Origin of the sequence: Flavobacterium artemisiae (genome assembly GCF_042678225.1) — a bacterium.
In the GTDB taxonomy this organism is placed as follows: Bacteria; Bacteroidota; Bacteroidia; order Flavobacteriales; family Flavobacteriaceae; genus Flavobacterium; species Flavobacterium artemisiae.
Genome location: NZ_JBHUDZ010000012.1, coordinates 1,252,511 through 1,275,008 on the forward strand (window position 1 = coordinate 1,252,511; position 22,498 = coordinate 1,275,008).

General features: G+C 34.4%; 17 protein-coding genes. 6 read left to right on the forward strand and 11 right to left on the reverse strand.

The window, feature by feature from the left end; genetic code table 11:
• Nucleotides 1-82 precede the first annotated feature (82 nt).
• Genes ACFSC2_RS16185 through ACFSC2_RS16195 form a run of 3 tightly spaced genes read left to right on the forward strand, consistent with a single transcriptional unit; the run spans nt 83 to nt 1,837 of the window.
• A complete protein-coding gene (locus tag ACFSC2_RS16185; RefSeq protein WP_379814328.1) occupies nt 83-856 on the forward strand; it encodes an XRE family transcriptional regulator in 774 nt (257 codons plus the stop codon).
• Nucleotides 857-887: 31 nt separating this feature from the next.
• Complete coding sequence (locus tag ACFSC2_RS16190; RefSeq protein ID WP_379814327.1) at nt 888-1,379, forward strand: hypothetical protein; 492 nt, start codon at nt 888-890, stop codon at nt 1,377-1,379.
• Between the two features lie 8 nt (nt 1,380-1,387).
• Entirely contained in the window at nt 1,388-1,837 is a 450-nt protein-coding gene (locus tag ACFSC2_RS16195) for a GNAT family N-acetyltransferase (RefSeq protein WP_379814326.1), read from the forward strand.
• Nucleotides 1,838-1,947: 110 nt separating this feature from the next.
• Here the strand turns inward: ACFSC2_RS16195 and ACFSC2_RS16200 are convergent, their stop codons facing one another.
• From ACFSC2_RS16200 to ACFSC2_RS16245, 10 genes are all read right to left on the reverse strand, one after another.
• Complete coding sequence (locus tag ACFSC2_RS16200) at nt 1,948-3,666, reverse strand: sensor histidine kinase (RefSeq protein WP_379814325.1); 1,719 nt, start codon at nt 3,664-3,666, stop codon at nt 1,948-1,950.
• Nucleotides 3,667-3,897: 231 nt separating this feature from the next.
• On the reverse strand, nt 3,898-5,019 hold the full coding sequence (locus ACFSC2_RS16205) for a sensor protein KdpD (protein ID WP_379814324.1): 1,122 nt from the start codon (nt 5,017-5,019) through the stop codon (nt 3,898-3,900).
• Nucleotides 5,020-5,247: 228 nt separating this feature from the next.
• The gene (locus tag ACFSC2_RS16210; protein WP_379814323.1) at nt 5,248-6,324 is read right to left on the reverse strand and encodes a porin; all 1,077 of its coding nucleotides are present in this window, start codon (nt 6,322-6,324) and stop codon (nt 5,248-5,250) included.
• A 434-nt stretch (nt 6,325-6,758) separates the two neighbouring features.
• Entirely contained in the window at nt 6,759-7,310 is a 552-nt protein-coding gene (locus ACFSC2_RS16215; protein ID WP_379814322.1) for a K(+)-transporting ATPase subunit C, read from the reverse strand.
• Between the two features lie 95 nt (nt 7,311-7,405).
• The gene (gene kdpB / locus ACFSC2_RS16220; protein WP_379814321.1) at nt 7,406-9,451 is read right to left on the reverse strand and encodes a potassium-transporting ATPase subunit KdpB; all 2,046 of its coding nucleotides are present in this window, start codon (nt 9,449-9,451) and stop codon (nt 7,406-7,408) included.
• 206 nt (nt 9,452-9,657) lie between these two features.
• Nucleotides 9,658-11,379 carry a potassium-transporting ATPase subunit KdpA gene (gene kdpA / locus ACFSC2_RS16225; protein WP_379814320.1) on the reverse strand — a complete coding sequence of 574 codons (1,722 nt, stop codon included), beginning with the start codon at nt 11,377-11,379 and terminating at the stop codon, nt 9,658-9,660.
• A gap of 56 nt (nt 11,380-11,435) precedes the next feature.
• On the reverse strand, nt 11,436-11,513 hold the full coding sequence (gene kdpF / locus ACFSC2_RS16230; protein ID WP_125722563.1) for a K(+)-transporting ATPase subunit F: 78 nt from the start codon (nt 11,511-11,513) through the stop codon (nt 11,436-11,438).
• 141 nt (nt 11,514-11,654) lie between these two features.
• Nucleotides 11,655-11,936, reverse strand: coding sequence for a DUF7674 family protein (locus ACFSC2_RS16235; protein ID WP_379814319.1), 282 nt, complete (start codon nt 11,934-11,936; stop codon nt 11,655-11,657).
• Between the two features lie 395 nt (nt 11,937-12,331).
• A complete protein-coding gene (locus tag ACFSC2_RS16240) occupies nt 12,332-13,687 on the reverse strand; it encodes a sigma-54-dependent transcriptional regulator (protein WP_379814318.1) in 1,356 nt (451 codons plus the stop codon).
• 226 nt (nt 13,688-13,913) lie between these two features.
• Entirely contained in the window at nt 13,914-16,343 is a 2,430-nt protein-coding gene (locus ACFSC2_RS16245; RefSeq protein WP_379814317.1) for a histidine kinase dimerization/phosphoacceptor domain -containing protein, read from the reverse strand.
• A 197-nt stretch (nt 16,344-16,540) separates the two neighbouring features.
• On the opposite strand from ACFSC2_RS16245, the gene ACFSC2_RS16250 reads away from it, so the two are divergent.
• Nucleotides 16,541-18,523 (forward strand): sigma 54-interacting transcriptional regulator, encoded by a 1,983-nt coding sequence (locus ACFSC2_RS16250; protein WP_379814316.1) that lies wholly within the window; start codon nt 16,541-16,543, stop codon nt 18,521-18,523.
• Here the strand turns inward: ACFSC2_RS16250 and ACFSC2_RS16255 are convergent.
• On the reverse strand, nt 18,520-19,302 hold the full coding sequence (locus ACFSC2_RS16255; protein ID WP_379814315.1) for an alpha/beta hydrolase: 783 nt from the start codon (nt 19,300-19,302) through the stop codon (nt 18,520-18,522). The two genes, ACFSC2_RS16250 and ACFSC2_RS16255, sit on opposite strands and share 4 nt — an antisense overlap.
• 226 nt (nt 19,303-19,528) lie before the next feature.
• On the opposite strand from ACFSC2_RS16255, the gene ACFSC2_RS16260 reads away from it, so the two are divergent.
• Together ACFSC2_RS16260 and ACFSC2_RS16265 are read left to right on the forward strand one after the other, a co-directional pair.
• Nucleotides 19,529-20,734 (forward strand): polysaccharide deacetylase family protein, encoded by a 1,206-nt coding sequence (locus ACFSC2_RS16260; protein WP_379814314.1) that lies wholly within the window; start codon nt 19,529-19,531, stop codon nt 20,732-20,734.
• Between the two features lie 98 nt (nt 20,735-20,832).
• A complete protein-coding gene (locus tag ACFSC2_RS16265; RefSeq protein WP_379814313.1) occupies nt 20,833-21,837 on the forward strand; it encodes an LLM class flavin-dependent oxidoreductase in 1,005 nt (334 codons plus the stop codon).
• Nucleotides 21,838-22,498: the final 661 nt, after the last annotated feature.

Here is a 22,498-nt window from a genome sequence, read left to right on the forward strand (position 1 = left end):
AACTTATTATTCTAATTACAAAATTAGTACAGATAATAACATTTTTAGTATATTTGCTGTTCCAAATTATAACAAATTAATTATGTCCTTATTTTCAGACAACATCAGAGCATTAAGGGTTAAGCATAAAATATCGCAGGAGAAATTAGCTGAAAACCTTAGCATTACCAGAGGAAGATACGTGAAATACGAAGACGGAACTTCGGAAGCGCCATACGATATCTTAAAGAAAATTGCATTATATTTTCATATGAGTATTGACTTGATATTATCTGTCGATATCCGCAAAATCGATGTGCAAAATTTGATAAAACTGGAAGGCAATCGACTTATTCTACCGATACAAGTGGATAGTTTTGGAGAAAATTTTATCGAAATTGTATCTCAAAAAGCAAAAGCAGGATATCTAAACGGTTATGCTGATCCTGAATATATAGAAAGTTTACAGCAGATTACACTTCCGTTTTTAGGTCCTGGAAAACACCGCGGATTTCCCGTTGAAGGCGATTCAATGCCTCCGCACGAAGACGGATCAATTATTATTGGTCGTTATGTGGAAAAACTAGGCGAGGTGATGGACGGAAAAACTTATATTCTGATTACTAAAAATGAAGGAATGGTTTACAAACGTCTCAATAAAAACAAAAAAAACGCTTTGGTTTTAGAATCGGATAATAGTTTTTATCCAAATTATGAAGTGAAAGCGTCTGATATTTTGGAGATTTGGGAATACGAATGCAATATCGGGCGCTCAGATAAAAAACAAGAAATGTCAGAAACGGGAGCAATGAAAGATTTGCTTTTAGAATTAAAAAGAGAAGTTCGAGAGATTAAGAATAATACTTCAAATACTTAAAAAGTTTATATTAGCTGAAAAAAGAGTTTTTATGAAACAATATTTACTGCTTTTCCTATTTATTAGTTTTTCTTATGGATTTTCTCAAGATCTGCCTAGTGAACCTGCAAATGGATTTGCTTTTCCGATAGGATCTAAATTTACAATAAAATTAATTCCAATCGATTCTGTCAGTTTTAATTATTCAATTATAAAATTTGATCCATTTACCGAAACTGTGGATACTTTCGATAACGATAATCTTTTTAGTAAAAATGGAGAAGAAGATACAATTGATTTTTATTTCTGTTTAGGAACAAGCGGAAAAACAGAAGATGAAAAGAAAAAAAGTATGAAAGTGCTTTTAATCTTTAAAAACAGATCTAAATATTCTGTTACATATAATTCAGATATTCAAAGAAAAGAAGACGGAGAGTACGAGAAAACTTCAAATATGGGTGCATACCCAGGAGTAAAGGGAACTGAAATGTGGCCTTATATGATACACTCAATTGGTCTAAACGATTTTAAGATAAAAAAGTAAAATCGAAAATGAATATCCAAAAAGCCAATATCGAAGATCACATCCGTTTGACGGAAATCACCAAAAAGTCAAAAGCCTATTGGGGATATTCTGAAGAACAAATTTTAGCTTGGGATAATCAATTAACGATTACGCAAGATTATATAGAAAAAAATCCTGTTTTTAATTTAGTTGATGAAACTAAAATTATCGGTTATTATTCATATCTAAAACTAGAAAACAATCAGGTAAAATTGGACAACTTATTTGTTTTACCTGAATATATCGGAAAAGGATTTGGCTCTTTTTTAATGAATGATTTTCTGGAAAGGATTCGAAATGAAAAATATGAAAAAGTCATTTTGGATTCAGAACCCAATGCCGAACAATTTTACCAAAAAATCGGATTTATAAAAATCGGAGAATTTGAAACCTCAATTAAAAATAGATTTATGCCGATTATGGAAATGAAGCTATAATTATATAGAAATGTTTTTTTGCCACGAATTACACGAATTAGCACAAATTTTTATTTTAAATTAATCAAAATATAATTCGTGAAAATTTGTGTAATTCGTGGCAAAAAAATCTAAACCTTCAGCGTAAACCAAAAAGTACTTCCCAATCCTAAATTACTTTCTACGCCAACGGTTCCGTTTTGGGCTTCAATAAATTCTTTGCTAATAGCCAAACCCAATCCGGTTCCAGATTTTGGACTGCCTGGAATCTGGAAATATTTATCGAAAACTTTGTCTTTGTATCTTGGTTCAATTCCTTTTCCGGTATCGATAACCTGAAAAACCATTTGATTGTTTTCTTCTTTTAGTTTAATGAGAATCGTGCTTTTTTCAGACGAATAGCGAATCGCATTCGATAAATAATTAATCAAAACCCAGCCTGTTTTTTCGCTGTCGGCTTTTACGTCTTTTAGATTTTCATCGGCATCAATAATTAACTGAATTTGTTTTTGATCAGCTTGGACTTTTACCGCTTCAACGGCATAATTTATAATTTCATTCGGATTACTTTTTCCAATATTCAATTGAATATTTCCAGTTTCCAATTGTGATAAATTAAGCAATTCGCCTGTAATTTTCAATAACCGCTGACTGTCGTCTTTTATGCTTTCAACCAATTGTTTCTGGTCGTCATTCATTTCGCCTGTTTTTGTGTTTTCAAGCAATTGTAAACTTAATTTTATAGAAGCAATCGGCGTTTTTAGTTCGTGTGAAACGGTTGCTATGAAATTGGTTTTAGCAAAATCCAGCTCTTTAAAAAGTGTAATATTTCGAAGGATAATAACATCGCCAATATTGATTTCCTTTTCTTCACCCGTTGGTGTTATCGTGATGTTGATGGTTTCTTTTTCGAAATAACTTTCTTTAGCATTCGCGAAAATTTTCAAAGGCTGTTTTTTCGAATTTCCATCTGTTTCTTTCAAAATCAATGAACGAATCAAATCATTTGTGTTGGCTAATTCCGAAGCCGATTTTCCAATTGCATCTTCCGATTTTAGACCGATAATTTTCAGCGCTTCATCATTCGCAAACAAAACAATTCCAGCATGATCCAGACCAATAATGGGATCGTTCATATTATTGATAAGCGTTTCCAGACGCTTTTTCTCAAAAAGAAGTTTATAAACATTGCTGTCGTGATATTCTTCGAGTTTTTGTGCCATCGTATTAAACGATTTGGCGAGATCTCCAAATTCGCTGTGACTCGTAAAATGTACGCGTTCAGAGTAGTTTTTATTGGCAATTTCTTTAATACTAAAAGTCAGTTCCTTAATCGGATTCGCGATATTATTTGGAAGATTAACCAATAAATTAAAAGCGATTAAAAAGCATAAAGTTCCCACAATGGCAATTGAAAGATTTGCCGTTTCAGCAGATTGTTTGGCAATATCACTTTTCTGTTTTATGGCATCCAGATTCAGTTTCATGATCGCAAAAATATCCTGACGAATCTGTGCTTTTAGGTTTTCATCAGCATTATTTTTTTCTAAAAGAGCAAAACTAGCCATGAGTTTTTCCGTCGCTTGTTTTTCGCCTGGTTCGGTAATATTCTGCGTTTGCTTTTTAAGATTTTCTTCAAAATTCTGAATCGTTTCTTTCGAATCTAATTTCATTCCGTCCAAAGCAAAAATCATATTTCGCGAATATTCCAGTGTATTGTAATTCGATTTCAGAATATTTTCGGTGTCCTGTTTAATCAAAAAAACAGAATAAGCACTCACTAAAGAGAGAATGATGATCATTAAAAATAATAACCCAACACCCAGATTCAATTTGGTTTTAATTCTCATTTTATAAAAACATTTAATTTTTTTTGAACCATATAAGTTATATAAGGAAATGTTAGAAGCTTTTTTAACCGCAAAGGCGCAAAGTTCGCTAGTTTTTTTGCTCGCAAAGTCGCAAGGGCGCAAAGTTTTAATTCAATCTTTGCGTGCTTTGCGAAATCTTAGCGCCTTTGCGGTTAAACTTCAACGTCCCTAATTAAATGAACTTATATAACTTATATGGTTTAAAAACTTTCACGACAGTATAACAAGATCAACGTTTGATAACGACAACTTATTTAACAAGCGCCTGAAAATTGTTGTAGACAAAATTACTTTAAATAAATTCAAATGCGGTTTTCCGATGCAGACAGTTGTGATTTGTTTTTCTTCAACAGTTTTTAAAATCGCATTGGCAATATTTTCGTTTTCCACTTTAATAACTTCCGCTCCCAATTGTACGGCGAGTTTAAAGTTATTAATTAAATGCCGTTGTTTGTCGAGAGCAATTCTTGTAGTACTTTCCTTTGGCGTTTCAACATACAAAACATACCAGATTCCGTTGTAATAGCTTGCGAGACGCGCTGCTTTTCTAATCACGATTTTGGCTGTCTTTTCATTACTGCTAATACAAGCCAACAATTTTTCATGACGTAAAGCATGCAGATTCGGGACTTCGCTTTCTACTTTTCGAACTACCTGACTCGCGACTTCTTTCAAAGCCAATTCACGCAATTGCAGAATTTGTTCCGATTTAAAAAAGTTCGCCAAAGCAGTCTGAATTTTGTCTGCCGTATAAATTTTCCCTTCCTTTAAACGTGCAATCAAATCTTCCGAAGTCAAATCGATATTCACCACTTCATCTGCGAGACGTAAAACATTATCCGGAATTCTTTCCTGAACGTCAATTCCCGTAATGCGTTTTACGTCTTCGTTCAGACTTTCGATATGCTGAATATTTACCGCCGAAATTACATTAATTCCCGCTTCCAAAATCTCCAAAACATCTTGCCAGCGTTTTTCGTTTTTGCTTCCCTCAACGTTTGTGTGCGCCAATTCATCTACAATAACCACTTCGGGACGTAAATTTATAATTGCCTGAACATCGAGTTCTTCGAGCTCTTTCCCTTTATAAAAAATGGTCCGCCTCGGAATAAGAGGCAAACCAGTTAATAATTCGTGCGTTTCCTTCCGCATATGCGTTTCGATATAACCGATTTTCACGTCGATTCCGTTTCGTAATAACGAATGCGCTTCCTGAAGCATACGGAAAGTCTTGCCCACACCGGCACTCATCCCAATGTAGATTTTAAATTTTCCTTTCCGGGATTTCTGAATCAAATCCAGAAAGTGCTGTGCGTTATTTTCGTTTTCCATTTTTTACGTTTTTTGCCACGGCGCTAAGGCACTAAGCTTATTTTTTAAGCCACAGATTATACAGATTAGAAGGATTTTGAATTACTTTGTCTAGATTATTTGCCACTAATTACACGAATTGGCGCAAATTTTTATTTTAAAATTAATCAAAATGTAATTCGCGAAAATTAGTGTAATTCGTGGCAAAAAATAATCCCTTTAATCAGTGTAATCTGTGGCTAAACTATTCTAGAAACTAATCGCCAAAGCAGATGTTACAAACGTATTAGTATCCGTTGGCAGATTGTTTTTTGTAAAAATTTCATCCTTGCTGGATAGATTTCTTGCTTCAATTCTAAACATAACATTATCAGTAATTAAGTAATCAAAGTTAGCTGAAAATCCGTAAGTTTTAAATCCGTTTGGCGTTTCTGTTGCGATGATTACACCTTTTTCGTCACTGTAATATTCGCCACGCATTGCCAGCTGAATTTTGTCAGTTGGTTTGTATTGCAGAATCAAAACGGGCGAAAACCAAGTATCGTATTTGTTACTATTTTTAGCCGATTGCTGAGAGCCAATATCAAAACCAGCAGTTAGATTTACTTTTTCAGCCACTTTAAATTGTCCGTAGAAATTATTAAAGTAACGCCATTTTTTATCAATATCCGGCTGTTCGTTTCCTGCATAAGTGCTCCAATTTAAAGTCACATTATCCGAAGGTTTGTACGTAACCTGCGTTCCAAAAGCCGGAGTTTGATTTCCTTCCACTTTTTGGATTCTCTGCCAGCCGTTCAAATACATTCCGGCCAAATACCATTTTCCAGATTCAGAAGTATAACCAATTTTTACGCCTGCTTCGTAATAAGGCGAATTCTCAGCCAAAATGCTTCTTGTCAGCGTTTGACAATCTTTCCCAATGGCACTTTCAAAACCAATATGCGAAGGCATAATTCCGGCATCAATCCATAAATTATGATTTTTTGAAATCTTCACACCAACATTTGCTTCGTAAACATTTTGCAGTAAATTTTGTTCTGCAGACATATTATACTGTGCGTATGTTCCTGCCATAAGCGCAAAATTCCCACGGATATTCTCTTTAGAATAATTCACTTTTGCTATTCCGAGATTAAGATTGACTTCATTACTTTTATTATAACTGTAAAAAAATCCCGGTCGTGTATGATCTTCAGGTTTTGCGAAATCATAACTGTAATAAACATCAACATATCCCGAAAACGTAAACGGACTTTTTGATTCTTCCTGTGCATGTAAATTGCTAAAACCAAAAGCGATTAAAGCAGTAAGTATTATTTTTTTCATTTTAATTGTGGTATTTAAACCGATTTAGGGTAATAAATTATTAGTAGATTTTTTAGGAGCTAATCCCGCTATCCATTTCAATCTTTTGCTTTTTAAAGAAAAAAGCAAAAGGATTTCCACTACTATCGGGGCTAGGGCATTTGGGGTAAAAAAGGGAGTTTTATGTTATAATAGGTTTTATATCCTAACAGGTTTCCAAAACCTGTTAGGTATTTAATTTTAATTAGTTTTAGGTTTAGTTTGTCATTTCGACGAAGGAGAAATCTTCGCAAGAAACTCCACACAGTAAATCGTCAATCTTTGTAGAGCTACTTGTGAAGATCCCTCGTTCCTCGGGATGACAAACGGTGTGATTACTGTGATTCTAAAGCGGAATCATACCTAACAGGTTTTAAAAACCTGTTAGGATAAAAAACTTAGAATCTTAGCATCTTTTAGCGAAGCGTATCCAAAGCTATATTTAGTTCCAAAACGTTCACCGTTTCAGGTCCAACAACAGCCGTATTAATTTTAGATTCTACCAAAGCTTTTACTTTCGTTTCCTCTAGTTTTCGTTCTTTAGCCACGCGTTTCACCTGAATCAAAGCGCCTTGCGGAGAAATATTCGGATCTAAACCACTTCCCGAAGCGGTAACCATATCAGCTGGAATTTCAGCTTTTTTCAAATATGGGTGAACAATAAGGAAAGTATCAATTCGTTTTTGAACCAAAGCTAAATATTCAGCATTGCTTGGTCCTTTATTGCTTCCTGCACTTCCAGAAGCATTGTAATCAACAGCCGAAGGTCTTCCCCAGAAATAATTTGATTTATCGAACTTCTGTCCGATTTTCTGATAACCAACGACTTTTCCGTTAGAAGAAAGCGTTTCTCCTTTTCCTTGATTTGGAGCTAATTGTGCGATTCCGTAAATCGCAAGAGGATACATAACTGCAAATAAGATTAAAGTAATTGCAGTAAGTTTTAGTATTGAGAATATAGATTTCATTTTTTTTATTTTTAAAGGTTCTAAGGGACTAAGGTTCTGAGGGACTGAGGAAAAAACTTAGCACCTTAGCATCTCAGAACCTTAGCACCTTTTGTTTACATGAATAAGGCAACCAACAAATCGATTATTTTTATTCCAATAAAAGGAACAATCAATCCGCCCAGCCCATAAATCAAAAGATTACGTTTTAAAATTGCACTCGCACCAATCGGACGATATTCAACACCTTTCAGCGCAAGCGGAATTAAAATCGGAATAATAATCGCATTGAAAATCACAGCCGATAAAATGGCACTTTCAGGACTGTGCAAATGCATAATATTCAAACCTTGTAACGCTGGAATCGCAGTAATAAAAAGTGCGGGAACAATCGCAAAATATTTCGCAACGTCATTTGCAATAGAAAAAGTAGTCAGCGTTCCGCGAGTCATTAAAAGCTGTTTTCCGATTTCTACGATTTCGATCAATTTTGTTGGATCATTATCTAAGTCAACCATATTTCCTGCTTCTTTTGCAGCCTGCGTTCCGCTGTTCATCGCAACGCCAACGTTGGCTTGGGCTAGGGCAGGAGCATCGTTGGTTCCGTCTCCCATCATAGCGACTAAACGGCCTTCTTCCTGTTCTTTACGGATGTAATTCATTTTATCCTCTGGTTTCGCTTCGGCAATAAAATCATCCACTCCAGCTTTCTCAGCAATAAATTTCGCCGTCAGCGGATTATCTCCTGTAACCATAACCGTTTTAATTCCCATTCGGCGTAAGCGCTCAAAACGTTCTTTCATTCCGGTTTTGATAATATCCTGCAATTCGATAACCCCTTGCAACTGATTGTTTTTAATGACAACCAAAGGTGTTCCTCCGTTAGAAGAAATCGTAATGACTTGTTGCGCTGTATCTTCTGGAAAAACATTTCCAGATTGTTCTGCGATTTTTTTAGCAGCATCCTGCGCACCTTTTCGAATGTTGGTTCCGTCTTTTAAAATGATTCCAGAAGTTCTGGTTTCAGCAGTAAATTTTATGGTTTGTGAAATTTCCGAAGTATTCTGTAAAACACTTGGTTTGCTTTCGTTTTTCACTTCTAGCATTTCACTTAATTCCAAAATACTTTTCCCTTCTGGAGTATCATCAGCAAGTGAACTCAAAACGGCAGATTTCACAAAATCATCAAAAGCAATTCCTTTTGTTGGATAAAAATTGGTTGCTTTTCTATTTCCAATAGTGATCGTTCCGGTTTTATCCAAAAGCAAAACATCAATATCTCCTGCAGTTTCAACCGCTTTTCCTGATTTGGTAATTACGTTGGCGCGCAAAGCTCTATCCATTCCCGCAATTCCGATTGCCGAAAGTAAACCTCCAATTGTCGTTGGAATCAAACAAACGAACAAAGCAATAAAAGCAGCGATTGTTATTGGCGCATTCGCATAATCGGCAAAAGGCTTTAAAGTCACGCAGACAATCACGAAGATTAAAGTAAATGCAGCTAACAAAATGGTCAAAGCAATTTCGTTTGGCGTTTTCTGACGGCTTGCACCTTCAACTAAAGCAATCATTTTATCTAGGAAACTTTCGCCAGGTTCAGAAGTTACCTGCACTTTAATTTTATCAGATAAGACTTTTGTACCGCCCGTTACAGACGATTTATCTCCGCCGGCTTCTCTAATAACTGGCGCACTTTCTCCTGTGATAGCACTTTCGTCAATCGTTGCCAAACCTTCGATAATTTCACCGTCGGTAGCGATTACATCTCCGGCTACGCAGACAAAAATGTCTCCTTTTTTTAATTGTGAAGACGAAATTGTTTGTCCATTTTCCAATTTTGCAGGCGTTTCTTCACGGGTTTTTCTTAAACTATCGGCTTGTGCTTTTCCGCGGGCCTCGGCAATAGCTTCGGCGAAATTGGCGAATAAAAGTGTGGCCAATAATATTAAAAATACAATTAAATTGTAGATAAAACTTCCCTGATCGTTGGCACCCATTAGGATCGAAATACAAACCACAAACATAATTGCGGTCCCGATTTCTACGGTAAACATTACCGGATTTTTAATCATCATTTTTGGATTCAGCTTCACAAAAGACTGCAATAGTGCTTCTTTTACCTGCTGGCTTTCAAACAATGATGCGGATTTATTAGTTGTCATTTTCTTGTAAAAAGTTAAATGTTATTTGTTATAGGTTATGCGAAATAAACTCATAGATTGGAAAACATAGCCAGCGGTTTCAACCGCTGGAACACAACGTATATCATAATCTGTGTTCTCATAATCCGTTTCCCGTGGTTGAAACCACGGGCTATATTTGAAATATTTTGCGTTTATATTTCATGTATTTAAAATATCTAGCATTTTTATTTTAGTGTAAAATACTCTGCCAATGGTCCAAGAGCTAATGCTGGAAAGAAAGAAAGAGCAGCAATAATCGCAATGACAGCAAAAATCATAATTCCGAAAATTGAAGTATCTGTTTTTAAAGTTCCTGCGCTTTCTGGAATGTATTTTTTATTGGCTAATAAACCTGCAATTGCCAACGGCCCAATAATTGGAATGAAACGGCTTAACAGTAAAACAATTCCTGTAGTGATATTCCAAAACGGATTATTATCGCCTAAACCTTCAAAACCAGAACCGTTGTTAGCAGCACTCGAAGTATATTCGTATAACATTTCAGAGAATCCGTGGTTTCCAGGATTGTTAAGCCAGCCCGTTGCGTTTCCGCTGAACCAATAACCCATCGCAGTATCATTCGCAGCAAAATAAGAAGCTAAAGCGGTTCCGGCTAAAATCAATAAAGGGTGAAGAATCGCGATAAAAGCTGCAATTTTTACTTCGCGGGCTTCGATTTTCTTTCCTAAGAATTCTGGAGTTCGGCCGACCATTAAACCTGAAATAAAAACCGCCAGAATAATAAAGATGTAAAAGTTGAGGTAACCCACACCACATCCTCCATAAAAGGCATTTACCATCATGGCTAACAATTGCATCGCTCCAGAAACTGGCATCGAACTATCGTGCATGCTGTTTACAGATCCAGTCGAAATTACTGTTGTGGCAATGCTCCAGAAACCTGAAATAGCGGGGCCAAACCGAACTTCTTTTCCTTCCATTGCTCCCGTTGTTTGGGCAATTCCCATTTTTGTTATGGCAGGATTTCCATTTAATTCGCTTGAAATTGTTGGAATAACTAAAAGCAGAAATCCAATTGTCATTACACCAAAAATGATATAAGAGAATTTCTTTTTGTTTAAGAAAAAACCAAGCGCAAAAATCATCGCAAACGGAACAATCATTTGTGCCCAAAGTTCAACGGCATTTGTAAAATAAGTTGGGTTTTCTAAAGGATGTGCAGAGTTGGCTCCGAAGAATCCACCACCGTTAGTACCGATATGTTTGATAGCGACAAAAGCAGCTGCAGGTCCGCGAGAAACTTCAACTTGATCGCCTTGTAAAGTAGTAATAGCATCTTTTCCTTCAAAAGTCATAGGCGTTCCGTTGAAAACCAAAGCGATTGCTACGATTGCAGAAAGCGGTAATAATATACGAGTACAGCTTTTTACGAAATAGTTGTAGAAATTTCCAAGTTTCTCTGTGGTTCTTTCGCGCATAGCGGTAAAAACCATTGTAGCTGCTGCGATTCCGACTCCAGCAGAAACGAATTGCAAGAACATTAAAACCATTTGAGATAAGTACGAAACACCACTTTCACCAGAATAATGCTGTAAATCGCAATTTACTAAAAATGAAATGGCAGTATTAAAAGCCAAATCGGGCGACATATTAGGATTGTTATCCGGATTTAAGAATAATGAACCTTGAAACATTAGTACAAAAAAGCAAAGAAAAAACCAAACCATATTGATGCTTAAAAGTGCTTTAAGATGCTGTTTCCAGTTCATTTCTTTGGCTGGATTGATACCGCTGATTTTAAAAATAAATTTTTCAAGCGGATTGAAAATCGGGTCAAGAAGTGTTTTGTCTCCTTTGAAAATTTTAGCAATGTATTTTCCGAATGGAATTGCTAAAACAATTGTCAGGATAAAAATGCCTATGACGCCTAGTAACTCTGTATTCATAATTTTGAGATTATTTTTTAAGATTTGAATGGATTTGAGAATCTTATCTTCTCAAATCAGAATTTTTCAGGTTTGATTAATACGTAAACCAGATACAAGAAAACAGCGATTGAAATAATAAATAGTGCAGTCATGATTTAAATTTTTTCAAAAAAGTCAACGGAGAGAAAACAAATGGCAAACAGTAAAACTGCCAATCCGAGTAATAGAAATGTGACCATGATAATTTAGATTTATGATTTTAGATTTTAGATTTTAGATTGTTGTTCAAACGATTACACGCCAGAAGCATTAACTTGTTTGATATATTCTGCTTTTAGCGTTTGAGGAAATAGATGTGAAATATTGCAGTGACGTATTTCCATAAAGGACGAAACAGAGAAAACATACACATTTGAAATCGCATTTTTAGTTTCGATGCTTCCGCTGATAAATAACCGTTCAGCAAGTGCTAAACATTTTTTAGCCCGAACGATATTACCGGAGATAATAGATTTTTTGGTAATCTCAGCAAACCGTTCGGCTTGTTTGTAGATGGTATTGACTTGATTTTTCATGAGAAGGAATTTTTATATTCTTTCCCGCTTTATGCCAAAAGATGTTCCGAAAATGCCAAAGTGTAGTTAAGGTCTTGTAGAATAAAGAGTTATTGTTTTGTACCAAAAATTAGGCATAAAAAAAGCCTATCATTTTGATAAGCTTTTCTCGTTTTGATATTATTTTCCAGCTTCGGAGAAGCGATATATTTATAGAAAATGACGAATCTACGTTATTAGAGCCCCAGCGGGGTGAAATATTTTTTAGATTGTATAGGTATCGCTCCGCTGGAGCTTTTTAATTTGGAGAATTAATAATCTATAAATATTTAGCTTCTCCGAAGCTTTAAAATCACAATCAAATATTGATTTTCAAATTTGATATTATTATTGTCATTGCAATTGGAATTTGGTATTTAAATCTTGGAATTTTCTATTCCATATTCTTCAATTTTTCTATACAAAGTCGCAATTCCAATTTCTAATAATCGTGCCGTTTCAGCCTTATTTCCTTTTGTATAATTTAAAACTTTTTGGATATGCAGTTTCTCAACGCTCTGCATAGAAAAAGCTGACATTGATTTATTATTTTTTTCTTGTTGATGCTGCATTTCATACGGTAGAACATCAGAAGTCAGCGTTTCACCGTTACTCAAAATAACCGATCTTTCAATAATATTTTTGAGTTCGCGGATATTTCCCGGCCACGAATAATTTTCTAATTTCTGGACAAAATCATCAGAAACGGATAATGTCTTTTTATTCGTTTTTTCAGAAAATTGCTTCACAAAAAAATTAACCAAAACAGGAATATCTTTGACCCTTTCTCGAAGAGAAGGAAGTTTAATTTCGAAAATATTCAGACGAAAATACAAATCAGAACGGAAACGATGTGCATCGCTTTCTTCTTTTAAATCTCGGTTTGTAGCTGCAATTAATCTGAAATTTGATTTTTTTGATGTGGTGTCGCCAACGGGAATATATTCGCTGGTTTCCAGAACACGCAATAATTTGGCTTGAAGATCAATTGGCATTTCTCCAATTTCATCTAAGAATAAAGTGCCACCATTTGCTTCTTCAATAAAACCTTTTTTATCTTTTAAAGCTCCCGTAAAAGCCCCTTGTTTATGACCGAAAAGTTCGCTTTCCAGAATTTCTTTGCTGAAGGTACTGCAGTTTAAAGCGACAAAAGATTTGCCGACACGATTGCTGTTTTCATGAATGGCCTGCGCAAAAACTTCTTTTCCAGTTCCCGTTTCTCCCGTTAATAAAACAGTTGAATCGGTTTTGGCTACTTTTTGGGCAAGATCAATAACTTGTTCAATTCCTTTCGATTTTCCTATAATCGTATTAAAAGAATATTTATCGTTAATGCGTTTTTCAAGTTGCTGCACTTTTTTCTGCAATTGCACTTTATCAACGGCTTTGTATAAAAGCGGAATAATTTTATCGTTATCGTCGCCTTTTACGATATAATCAAAAGCGCCGTTTTTCATCGCCTGAACGCCATCGGGAATATTTCCGAAAGCAGTTAAAAGAATAACTTCCGTCAGCGGAAAACTTCCTTTTATATTTTGTACAAAATCAACTCCGTTTCCGTCGGGAAGTTTTACGTCACACAAAACAACATCAATATCGGTTTGTTCTAGTTTTTTAAAACCTGATTTTAAATCTTTGGCTTCAAAAACTTCAAATCCTTCCGATTTTACAATGCGTACCAAAAGACTTCTCAGTTTTTCTTCGTCGTCTATAATTAAAATTTTGTGTGTCATTTGATGATAAAGCTAAAAGCGAAGTTTAATTTTGGAATACAAAGTTAGGTTTAAAACTCTTAGATACAATTATTTTTAAACACATAGAAACATAGATTTTTTTTCAATTAAAAAGAATAGAAAATAAACTAGTTTCCACACATCGCTATGTGAATTAAAAATAAGTGAAACGTCTTTTCTGTTTTAAAAATTAAAATTCTATGTTTTTATGTGTTGAATAAAATTATCATTTGACTTTTTGATTCAAAGGAAATTCTTGCGAAAATTCGATTTTTAAAACCGTCCCGTTATTATTTTCAATATTTAATTTAGCTGCTAAGTCATCGCTTAGACCTTTTATCAGCATCATTCCGAAAGAATTAGGTTTTTGAGTAAGGTTAGCATCAAATCCGATTCCGTTATCAGCAATTCTTAAAACATAATTGTTTTCGGATATAGTTGCCAGCGTGACATAAATCATTCCGGTTCGGTCTTCGGGAAAGGCATATTTTATCGAATTTGTAATCGCTTCATTCAAAATTAATCCCAGCGGAACAGCGTGCGCCACATCCAATTCGAGCTGATCTATTTTTAACTCAAATCGAATTCTTTGACCAAGCGAAAAAGATTCTCTTAGATATTCGACTAATTCTTTAATGTAATTAGGCATATTAATCGTCGAAATATTCTCAGAATTATACAATTTTTGATGAATCAAAGACATCGAATGAATTCTGTGCTGACTGTTTTTAATTGCAGAAAGCGCCATATCATTATCCAAATAAGCCGATTGTGAATTTAGAAGACTAATTACAGTCTGCAAATTGTTTTTTACACGATGATGAATTTCTTTCAACAGCCATTCTTTCTCTTCTAATAAATGAGTAAGGTTGAGGTTTTTTTGATGAATTTCTTTTTCTTTCAATTCTAATTTCGCATGATTTCGTTGTTTTAAACGATAGCGGTTGTACAATAACGCAATGATTACCAGCAAGAGAACCAAACTCCAGACCGATACACTATTGAGAAGTTTTGATTTTTGAAGTTCGCTTTGCTGCAGTTCTGACTGATCGTTTAAAAGCTTTATTTTTTGTTCTTTATTTTTGGTTTCATAATCGATTTTAAGTTCTTCTATTTGTTTGTTTTTAGAAACATTGACAACAGAATCGCTTAGTCTTTTCATATTTCTGTAATGTTCTAAAGCACCAATATAATTTCCATTAAGAGAATCGATTTTATAAAGAGAGTATTGAAAAATTTCAGAATTATAGGGTTTATTATTAGTCTTAGATAATGTCAGAACCTTATCGGTATAATATTTTGCTTTTTTTGCATTATTAGTATAGGCGTACAAATAAGACATAGTAGCATAGGCGTGTATAACTTCTCTAAAGGTCTCAGGCTTATTTAATTGTTTGGCATACGAATCCATTTCGATAAAATATTTTTCTGCTAGATCATATTGCTTTAATGCACCATAACAATTTCCTCTTGCGTAAGCGACCAGCATTTTATCAAAAGTACTTTTAGGCGGATAATCGGCGGTCATTGTATCGATGTAAGCAAGTGCTTCTTTGTCTTTTTTCTTTTGAGATAAAGCCGCAACAGCGCTTAAAAAACTTTTATACCAAACACCGCTGCCAAGTGTCTGTTGTCCAATTTTAATACTTTTTTTATACAGTTCAAGTGCTTCTTCATTATGTCCGTAAGTGTTATAAACATCACCAAGGCGAGTGTAAAAAATATCTCCAAATGTATAATCATTCTCCGCCTCCATTCTTTTTACACTTTTTAATGCATAATATAATGCACTCGGAATGTTATGCTGACCCAGTTCAATAAAAGTAATAGTAGTCTCTGTAAACTGCTGATGCGTAAAGCCAATTTTTCTAAAGTCAACTAAACTTTGATACAATCTTTTTTTAGCATCATTTATTTTTCCTCCCCAAAAATAAATGGTCGTAATCTTCATGTAATTTTCGATTCTTTTTTCCTCCATTTTTAAAGAAGCATAAATTGAAATGGCTTCTTGAAGTATTTTTTCTTTCTGAGGATCTAAATTGAATAAAAGCGTTCCATAAGCATCCAAAGCCTGTGCAAGACCCAGCTGATTTTTTTGCTTACGGCATTCATCAATAACTTTTAAAAAACATTTATTTCCTTCGGCTTGATTATTAGCTTGATAATAGAATTTTCCGAGTAATAGCAGACTCTCATTTTGCCATTTTTTTATTTTTAGCTGATTGGATACTTGGATTGCTTCATCAATATAAGTTTTAGCATTTTTAAGATCGTCTGGTTTTGTACCAGGCTTAAAAAGATAAAAATTAGAAAGCTGAACCAAAAGTTTAATGCGGTCTTCATTTTTTGATTTTGCCAAAAGTTTTGTTGCCGAATCAATATTGCCTTTATTAATTAAATCATTTCCAATTAAAAATTTACCATCGTTAAAACCTTCGTCGTATGCTAATGAAACAGGAAGTTTATAAGCTTTACAGGCAAGCACAACAGAACTATCGGCATCAATTGCTCCTTGATTGGCATTGTATAAATACATTGAACAAGTCTGAATGAGCAGTCTTTTTTTATTTAAATCATAACGAGAAACTGATGGAACTTGGGCTGATGACTGAAAGAGATTCAGTAAAATCAGGCAGAGGGTAAAATATAATCTCATAATTGGTTTAAAATTAGTTTTTTGGAAGAACAAATATAAAAATAAACGCAACTGATTGCTTGAAAAAATATCAAGAAAATTCACATTAAATATGATTTTTATGATTTATATTTGACGGAAAAGTTAATTTAGTACATTTTATTAACTAATTTTATGTCAATATTTTATAGAGATATAACACTAAAAATGCCACAAAGATGAAAACGGCTTCCGTCTATCCTGATAATTCACTTGAAACGGCCCCAAAAAAGCGAATTTTAATTGTTGAAGATCAATTTATTGAAGCGCATGATTTGCAGTTAATTTTAGAAAAAGCAAATTATGAAGTAACCGGAATTGCGCGTTCTGTTGAACAGGCTTTGGAACAGATTGAAACAGAAAAACCTGACTTGGTCTTTCTTGATATTATGCTCCGCGGAACTGGAAATGGAATTGATCTCGCTCATATTTTGAGAGAAAAACATATCGCCTTTATTTTTGTATCGGCCAATTCGAGTAAAAAAATTCTGGATCAGGCAAAAACTACCGAGCCGTACGGATTCATTGTAAAACCTTTTAGAGAACAAGATGTTTTAACAACACTCGAAATTGCTTTTTATAGGAAACAATATAGTCTGGAATCGCAGTTAAAACAGCAGATTTTATTACAGAATGAGATTAACGAAATTATAAATTCTAAAATAAAATGGGAAGAAGCGCTTTTACTACTCGGTAAAAAAATCCAGACATTTATTCCATTTGATTACTTTGAAGTTGGTTTTGCCAACACGACACATTATGATAATCTCGGAATCATGCGTAAAAACAGGGACGATTATCAAATTATTAGTGCAGATAAACTTTCTAAAATTGCGGATGTTTCAATAAAAGAATTAAATGAAACGTATGTAAAATCCAAAATCGATCTGGAACCTATTATATATAGTGAAGAAAATTTGATTAACAATTTTCAAAGCGCACCCATAAAAGGTTTAATTGCACATAATTTCGGAATCAAATCGTATCTTGTTTTTCCAGTTATGATTGCATCTATTCAGAGATTTTATTTTACGTTCTACAGCCGTAGCTTCAATATGTATTCTGATGAAAACTTGAAACTGCTGACGAGTTTAGAAAATAGTTTGATTCAGTTTGTTACCAAATTGTATTCGGGAGAAGCAATAAAATTGGCAGAGAATATTCCTCCTGTCAATGCTCAGAAAAATACGAAACCAGAAAAAACAATTTTAAACTGTGAAGGAATTATCGGAAACAGCACACACATGATGACTGTTTTTAATTATATCCGAAAAGTAGCTCCATCCGATACTTCCGTTTTGGTTTTAGGCGAAAGCGGAACCGGAAAAGAAAAAATTGCACAAAATATTCATGCTTTATCACCTAGAAAAGACCAGCCTTTGGTGATTATTAACTGCGGAGCAATTCCAGAAAATCTAGCAGAATCCTTATTATTTGGTCACGAAAAAGGAGCTTTTACAGGTGCTTTAGACAAAAGAATAGGAAAATTTGAATTAGCAGACGGCGGCACTATTTTCTTAGACGAAATAGGAGAGATGCCTTTAGAACTTCAGGTAAAACTGCTTCGTGTATTACAAGAAAGAGAGATAGAAAGAATCGGCGGAAAATCTCCCATAAAAGTAGATGTTAGAATTATTGCAGCAACCAATAAAAATCTCGAAGAAGAAGTCGCAGCCGGAAGATTCAGAATGGATTTGTATTATCGTCTTCACGTTTTTCCAATTATAGTACCGCCTTTAAGAAAAAGAAAAGACGATATTCCTATTCTAGCCGAACATTTCGTCAATTTGTACAGCGAAAGAATGAACAGGAAAGCACCAACACTTTCTGAAAACGCTTTACAAAATATTCTAGACTACAATTGGCCAGGAAATATTAGAGAATTAGAACATGTAATTCAACGCACACTTTTATTAACAGACGGAAATGCTATTAAAGATATTGAACTTTCAATGTCATCCAAAATGCATCCGGAGCACACGAGCGAATCATTTTCAATCAAAACAATTCTCGAAAACGAACGCGATTACATTTTGTACATTCTCAAAAAATGCAACGGAAAAATATCTGGTGCCGGTGGTGCAGCAGAGATTTTAGATATTCATCCGTCGACATTAAATTCGAAAATCAAGAAACTCGAAATCAAAAGAGAAATCAGTTAAATAATTTTATTAAGCCAGTCAACAATGCAGTCTGCTGTTTCTTTCCAATTAGACTGTATTAAAACGAAATGATTGGTGTTTTTACATTCTTTATAACAAGTTAGAGAATGCATGTTTTTATACATTTTATAATTAGAATAAGCCAGTTTTTGCGGTATAAATTGATCATCAGAACCCGTTAAAAAAAGAAGCGGAACGTGTTTTTTTCTAAAGTTAATTTTGGCTTTCACCGAATATAAATCCCGAAGCAGCAATTTAGATTCGGGAACAACATATTTGGTATAAGAACTTTTTTGTTCTTCGAGTAATAGACAATTCACAAAAAAATCCTGCCATTGTTTAAAGGTAATTAAATGACTTTTTTGAGTTGAGGTAAAAAAGCCAAGAGAATTCCAAAGTCGATTATAAAAAGAAAATTTTCCCGTTAAGATGTTTTTGGGAGCAAAAGAATGTATGCAAACAGCGCAAAGTGCTAGATCTTTCTCAACCAAAAGCTGGGTCAAAAGTCCGCCGTACCCATGTCCGATTAAAATAGGTTTCTCAGAAAGTGTTTCTATTATTTCAGTATAATAATTCAATAAATCACTCAATCGAGTCAAAGCAATTTTGTCATTCTTCTTTGTTCTTAAAATTGCAGCAGATTCGTTTTTATACGGCCACGGCGGGGCAGTAGTTTTATAACCTTGAGATTCAAAAAAAACAATCCAGTTTTCCCAGCAAGAATGACTTGTAAAAGCCCCCGTAATAAATACAATTGTTTTAGCATTTGATAAATACATACGATTTTGATTTGCAGATTTCCCAAAATTATTTCACAGTATTTTTTAAAAGACAAACTACATGCCTTTTTCGATAATGCCGAATACTAAAGGTTTTTCTGGTTTTTGTTTCGTATAAATTATTATATATCGTTAAAACAAAATTTTAATTCTTGAAATATCATTTTTTGGATTCTTAATTTTAAAAGAAATCTATTTCTATATTTGATCAATTAATTCTTTTCAAATGAAAACAACTTTACTCTATATATTTCTGTTTTTTGGAATTCATTCTTTCGCTTTCGCGGAAAACCATTCTTTCGGAAATCCTCCGAAAACAATAACATTCAAAATCAAATTAAAATCAGCTGGAAAAGTAAAAATTACGCCTTCGGTATTAAAATACAATAAACATTTTGCATATAGTTTTACGTTGGACGACGGTTATAGATCGGCTTACTTAACTGCGTTTCCATTATTAAAAGGCGGAAAAGTAAGTCCACCATCAATTGACGAATGGAAAGTTGATCAAGGTGGAGACGGAACAACTTCAAAAGGACTTTTTTATACAGACGGATTTGGAAATAAAATTCCGTTCAAATTAGCATTAGCCATAAACGGAGCATCTTTAATAAACGAACCATCAAATCGAGGGCATCTTTCTTGGGAAGAAGTTCGAGAAATGTACAACGCGGGTTGGGATGTTCTGAATCACAGTTTTCATCACGCCACAAAACACGGTACCAATTATTTGACGGAAGTCACAGACAATACAAAATCAATAAAAGAAAATCTGGATTTTACAATGTCTCATTTCGTAGTTCCTGGCGGAGAAGGCGATCCTGATTATCATCGCGAATATGAAAAAGAAGCACTTAAGAGTGAATATTTTTCTGTAGCATCTTATAAAGGTGAAGGACCAGTTTATAAAATAAACAGTAAAGTAAATTTAGATAAACTGATTTCGGCAAGAACTTTTGTGCAAAGTTCAAAAGACACAAGCAGTTTTAAAACAATGGATAAATATTTAAAAACGATAGATTCTATTGTAAAACAAAAAGATCCAGTTTGGTTTAACGAATTCACGCACGGAACAGGAAATACCAATTTGTGGAATTTAAGCATGCGTTTTCCAGATTTTAAATATTATATGACAACGCTTGCCAATAAATATGGAGCAAATGGAAACGATTCTTTATGGATGGCGCCATGGCAGGAAGTCTACGAATACATTTGGCTAAGAGACAGGATAAAAGTCGATTTCGAACAAATAGATAAAGAAGTTGCCGTAACCATTCAGATTCCAGAAATTCCCGAAACTTTTAGAAATAAATCAATTTCGCTTTCAGTTGATTCTTCTTCAAAATTTGAAATAGAATCTAAAAACTCAGATTTTACCATTAAAAGCGATGGAAACAAAACACATAAATTAATTGTAGTAGAAATAAAGTAAGCACATTTGTAGCTACAAATATTATAATTCTATTAACATTAGAAAACAAAAGGCATTCGCATAAATGACTTAATTTTGCATTTTAGCCTTATTTATATATGAAAAACCCAATTTCAGTCTCAATATTAGAGCTTGCGATCATCACTCAAGATAGTAACGCAGCAGAAACATTTCAAAAAACAAAAGACATTGCCCAGCTTGCCGACAAGATAGGATATAAAAGAATCTGGCTCGCAGAACACCACAATATGGCACACGTTGCAAGTACAGCAACAGTGGTCTTAATTGGTTATGTGGCAAGTCAGACACAAAACATTCGAGTAGGTTCAGGCGGCATCATGCTTCCAAATCATTCTCCATTAGTAGTTGCAGAACAGTTTGGAACATTAGAAACTCTTTATCCTAATAGAATAGATTTAGGTTTAGGAAGAGCACCAGGAACAGATCAGCCAACAGCAGAAGCAATCCGTAAAGACTTTTTTGAACAAGCACAGCGATTTCCGCAGAATGTAAGCAAACTTCAAGAATACTTTTCAGCAGAAAATGCCACAGGAAAAGTCCGCGCGTTCCCTGCCGAAGGTCTAAACATTCCTATTTGGATTCTAGGTTCAAGTATGGATAGTGCTGCTTTGGCCGCCGCTTATGGTTTGCCATATGCCTTTGCAGGACATTTTGCGCCAAAATTAATGATTCAGGCTTTTGAGTTTTATCGTGAAAACTTTCAAGCTTCAGAATATTTGGACAAACCAAAAACAATGGCTTGTGTAAATATAATTGCAGCAGATACAAACGAAGAAGCAGAACTATTATCTACAAGCTTGTATCAAATGTTCCTAAATTTAATTAGAAACGACCGCAAAGGATTACAGCCGCCAGTTTCTTCATTAGATGATATCATGAACGAAGCAGAACGTTTCCATGTAAACCAAATGACAGCAGGAACCTTTACAGGAAACAAAGAGCAATTAGTAGCTGATTTGAAAAAGTTCATAGACTACGCAAGAATCGACGAGCTAATGGTAACGAGCCCAATATTCGATCACGAAGCAAAACTAAAAAGCATCGAAATCACAAAAGAAGTAATTGACGCTTTAAATCAATAATACATATTATATATAGTATAGCTTTTTACTCTATTATATATAAGAGTAATTTTCATTTTCAATCCGACAGGTTTCTAAAACCTGTCGGGTTTGTTTTTTTTTGTACATAATATATAAGTATAGTTGTCTAGTCTCCTAACAGGTTTCCAAAACCTGCCAGGTATAAGTCCGTATCCCAATAGAGCATAGAGCAAGCGGGAGCAGTGGTAAATTGGGATTAAAAAAAAGTGAAATTTCAATAATAATAAGGAGCTGATACCTGCTGTTCCTTCCAATCTTTGGGGCCGAACCCCGGCCCCAAAGGATTTTCCCTCCCATCAGGGCTATGGCAGGCAGTTTTCAAAAGAGTTTTAAGGATAAAAAGAGCAAAAAGAGGGATAGAAAACTAAAAACTCCATAAAAATTGCGATGGAACACAAGTATAAAATGTCAAAACAACACACGGAACAAGAAAAAACCTACAAAACAAGAAAAAACATTGCTTTGTAAAGGAGCTGTTACCAGCGAGTTAAGAAATAGTTTTAAAAAACATTGAAAAAATATAAAAAAAAGGCTTGAAAATGTAAATAAAGGTTCTACTTTTGCACCCGCAGAAGCGAATACGTTCATCGAAATACTGGCAGGCAGACGGATCAAAAGGAAAAGAAATTTTCTAAAAAAA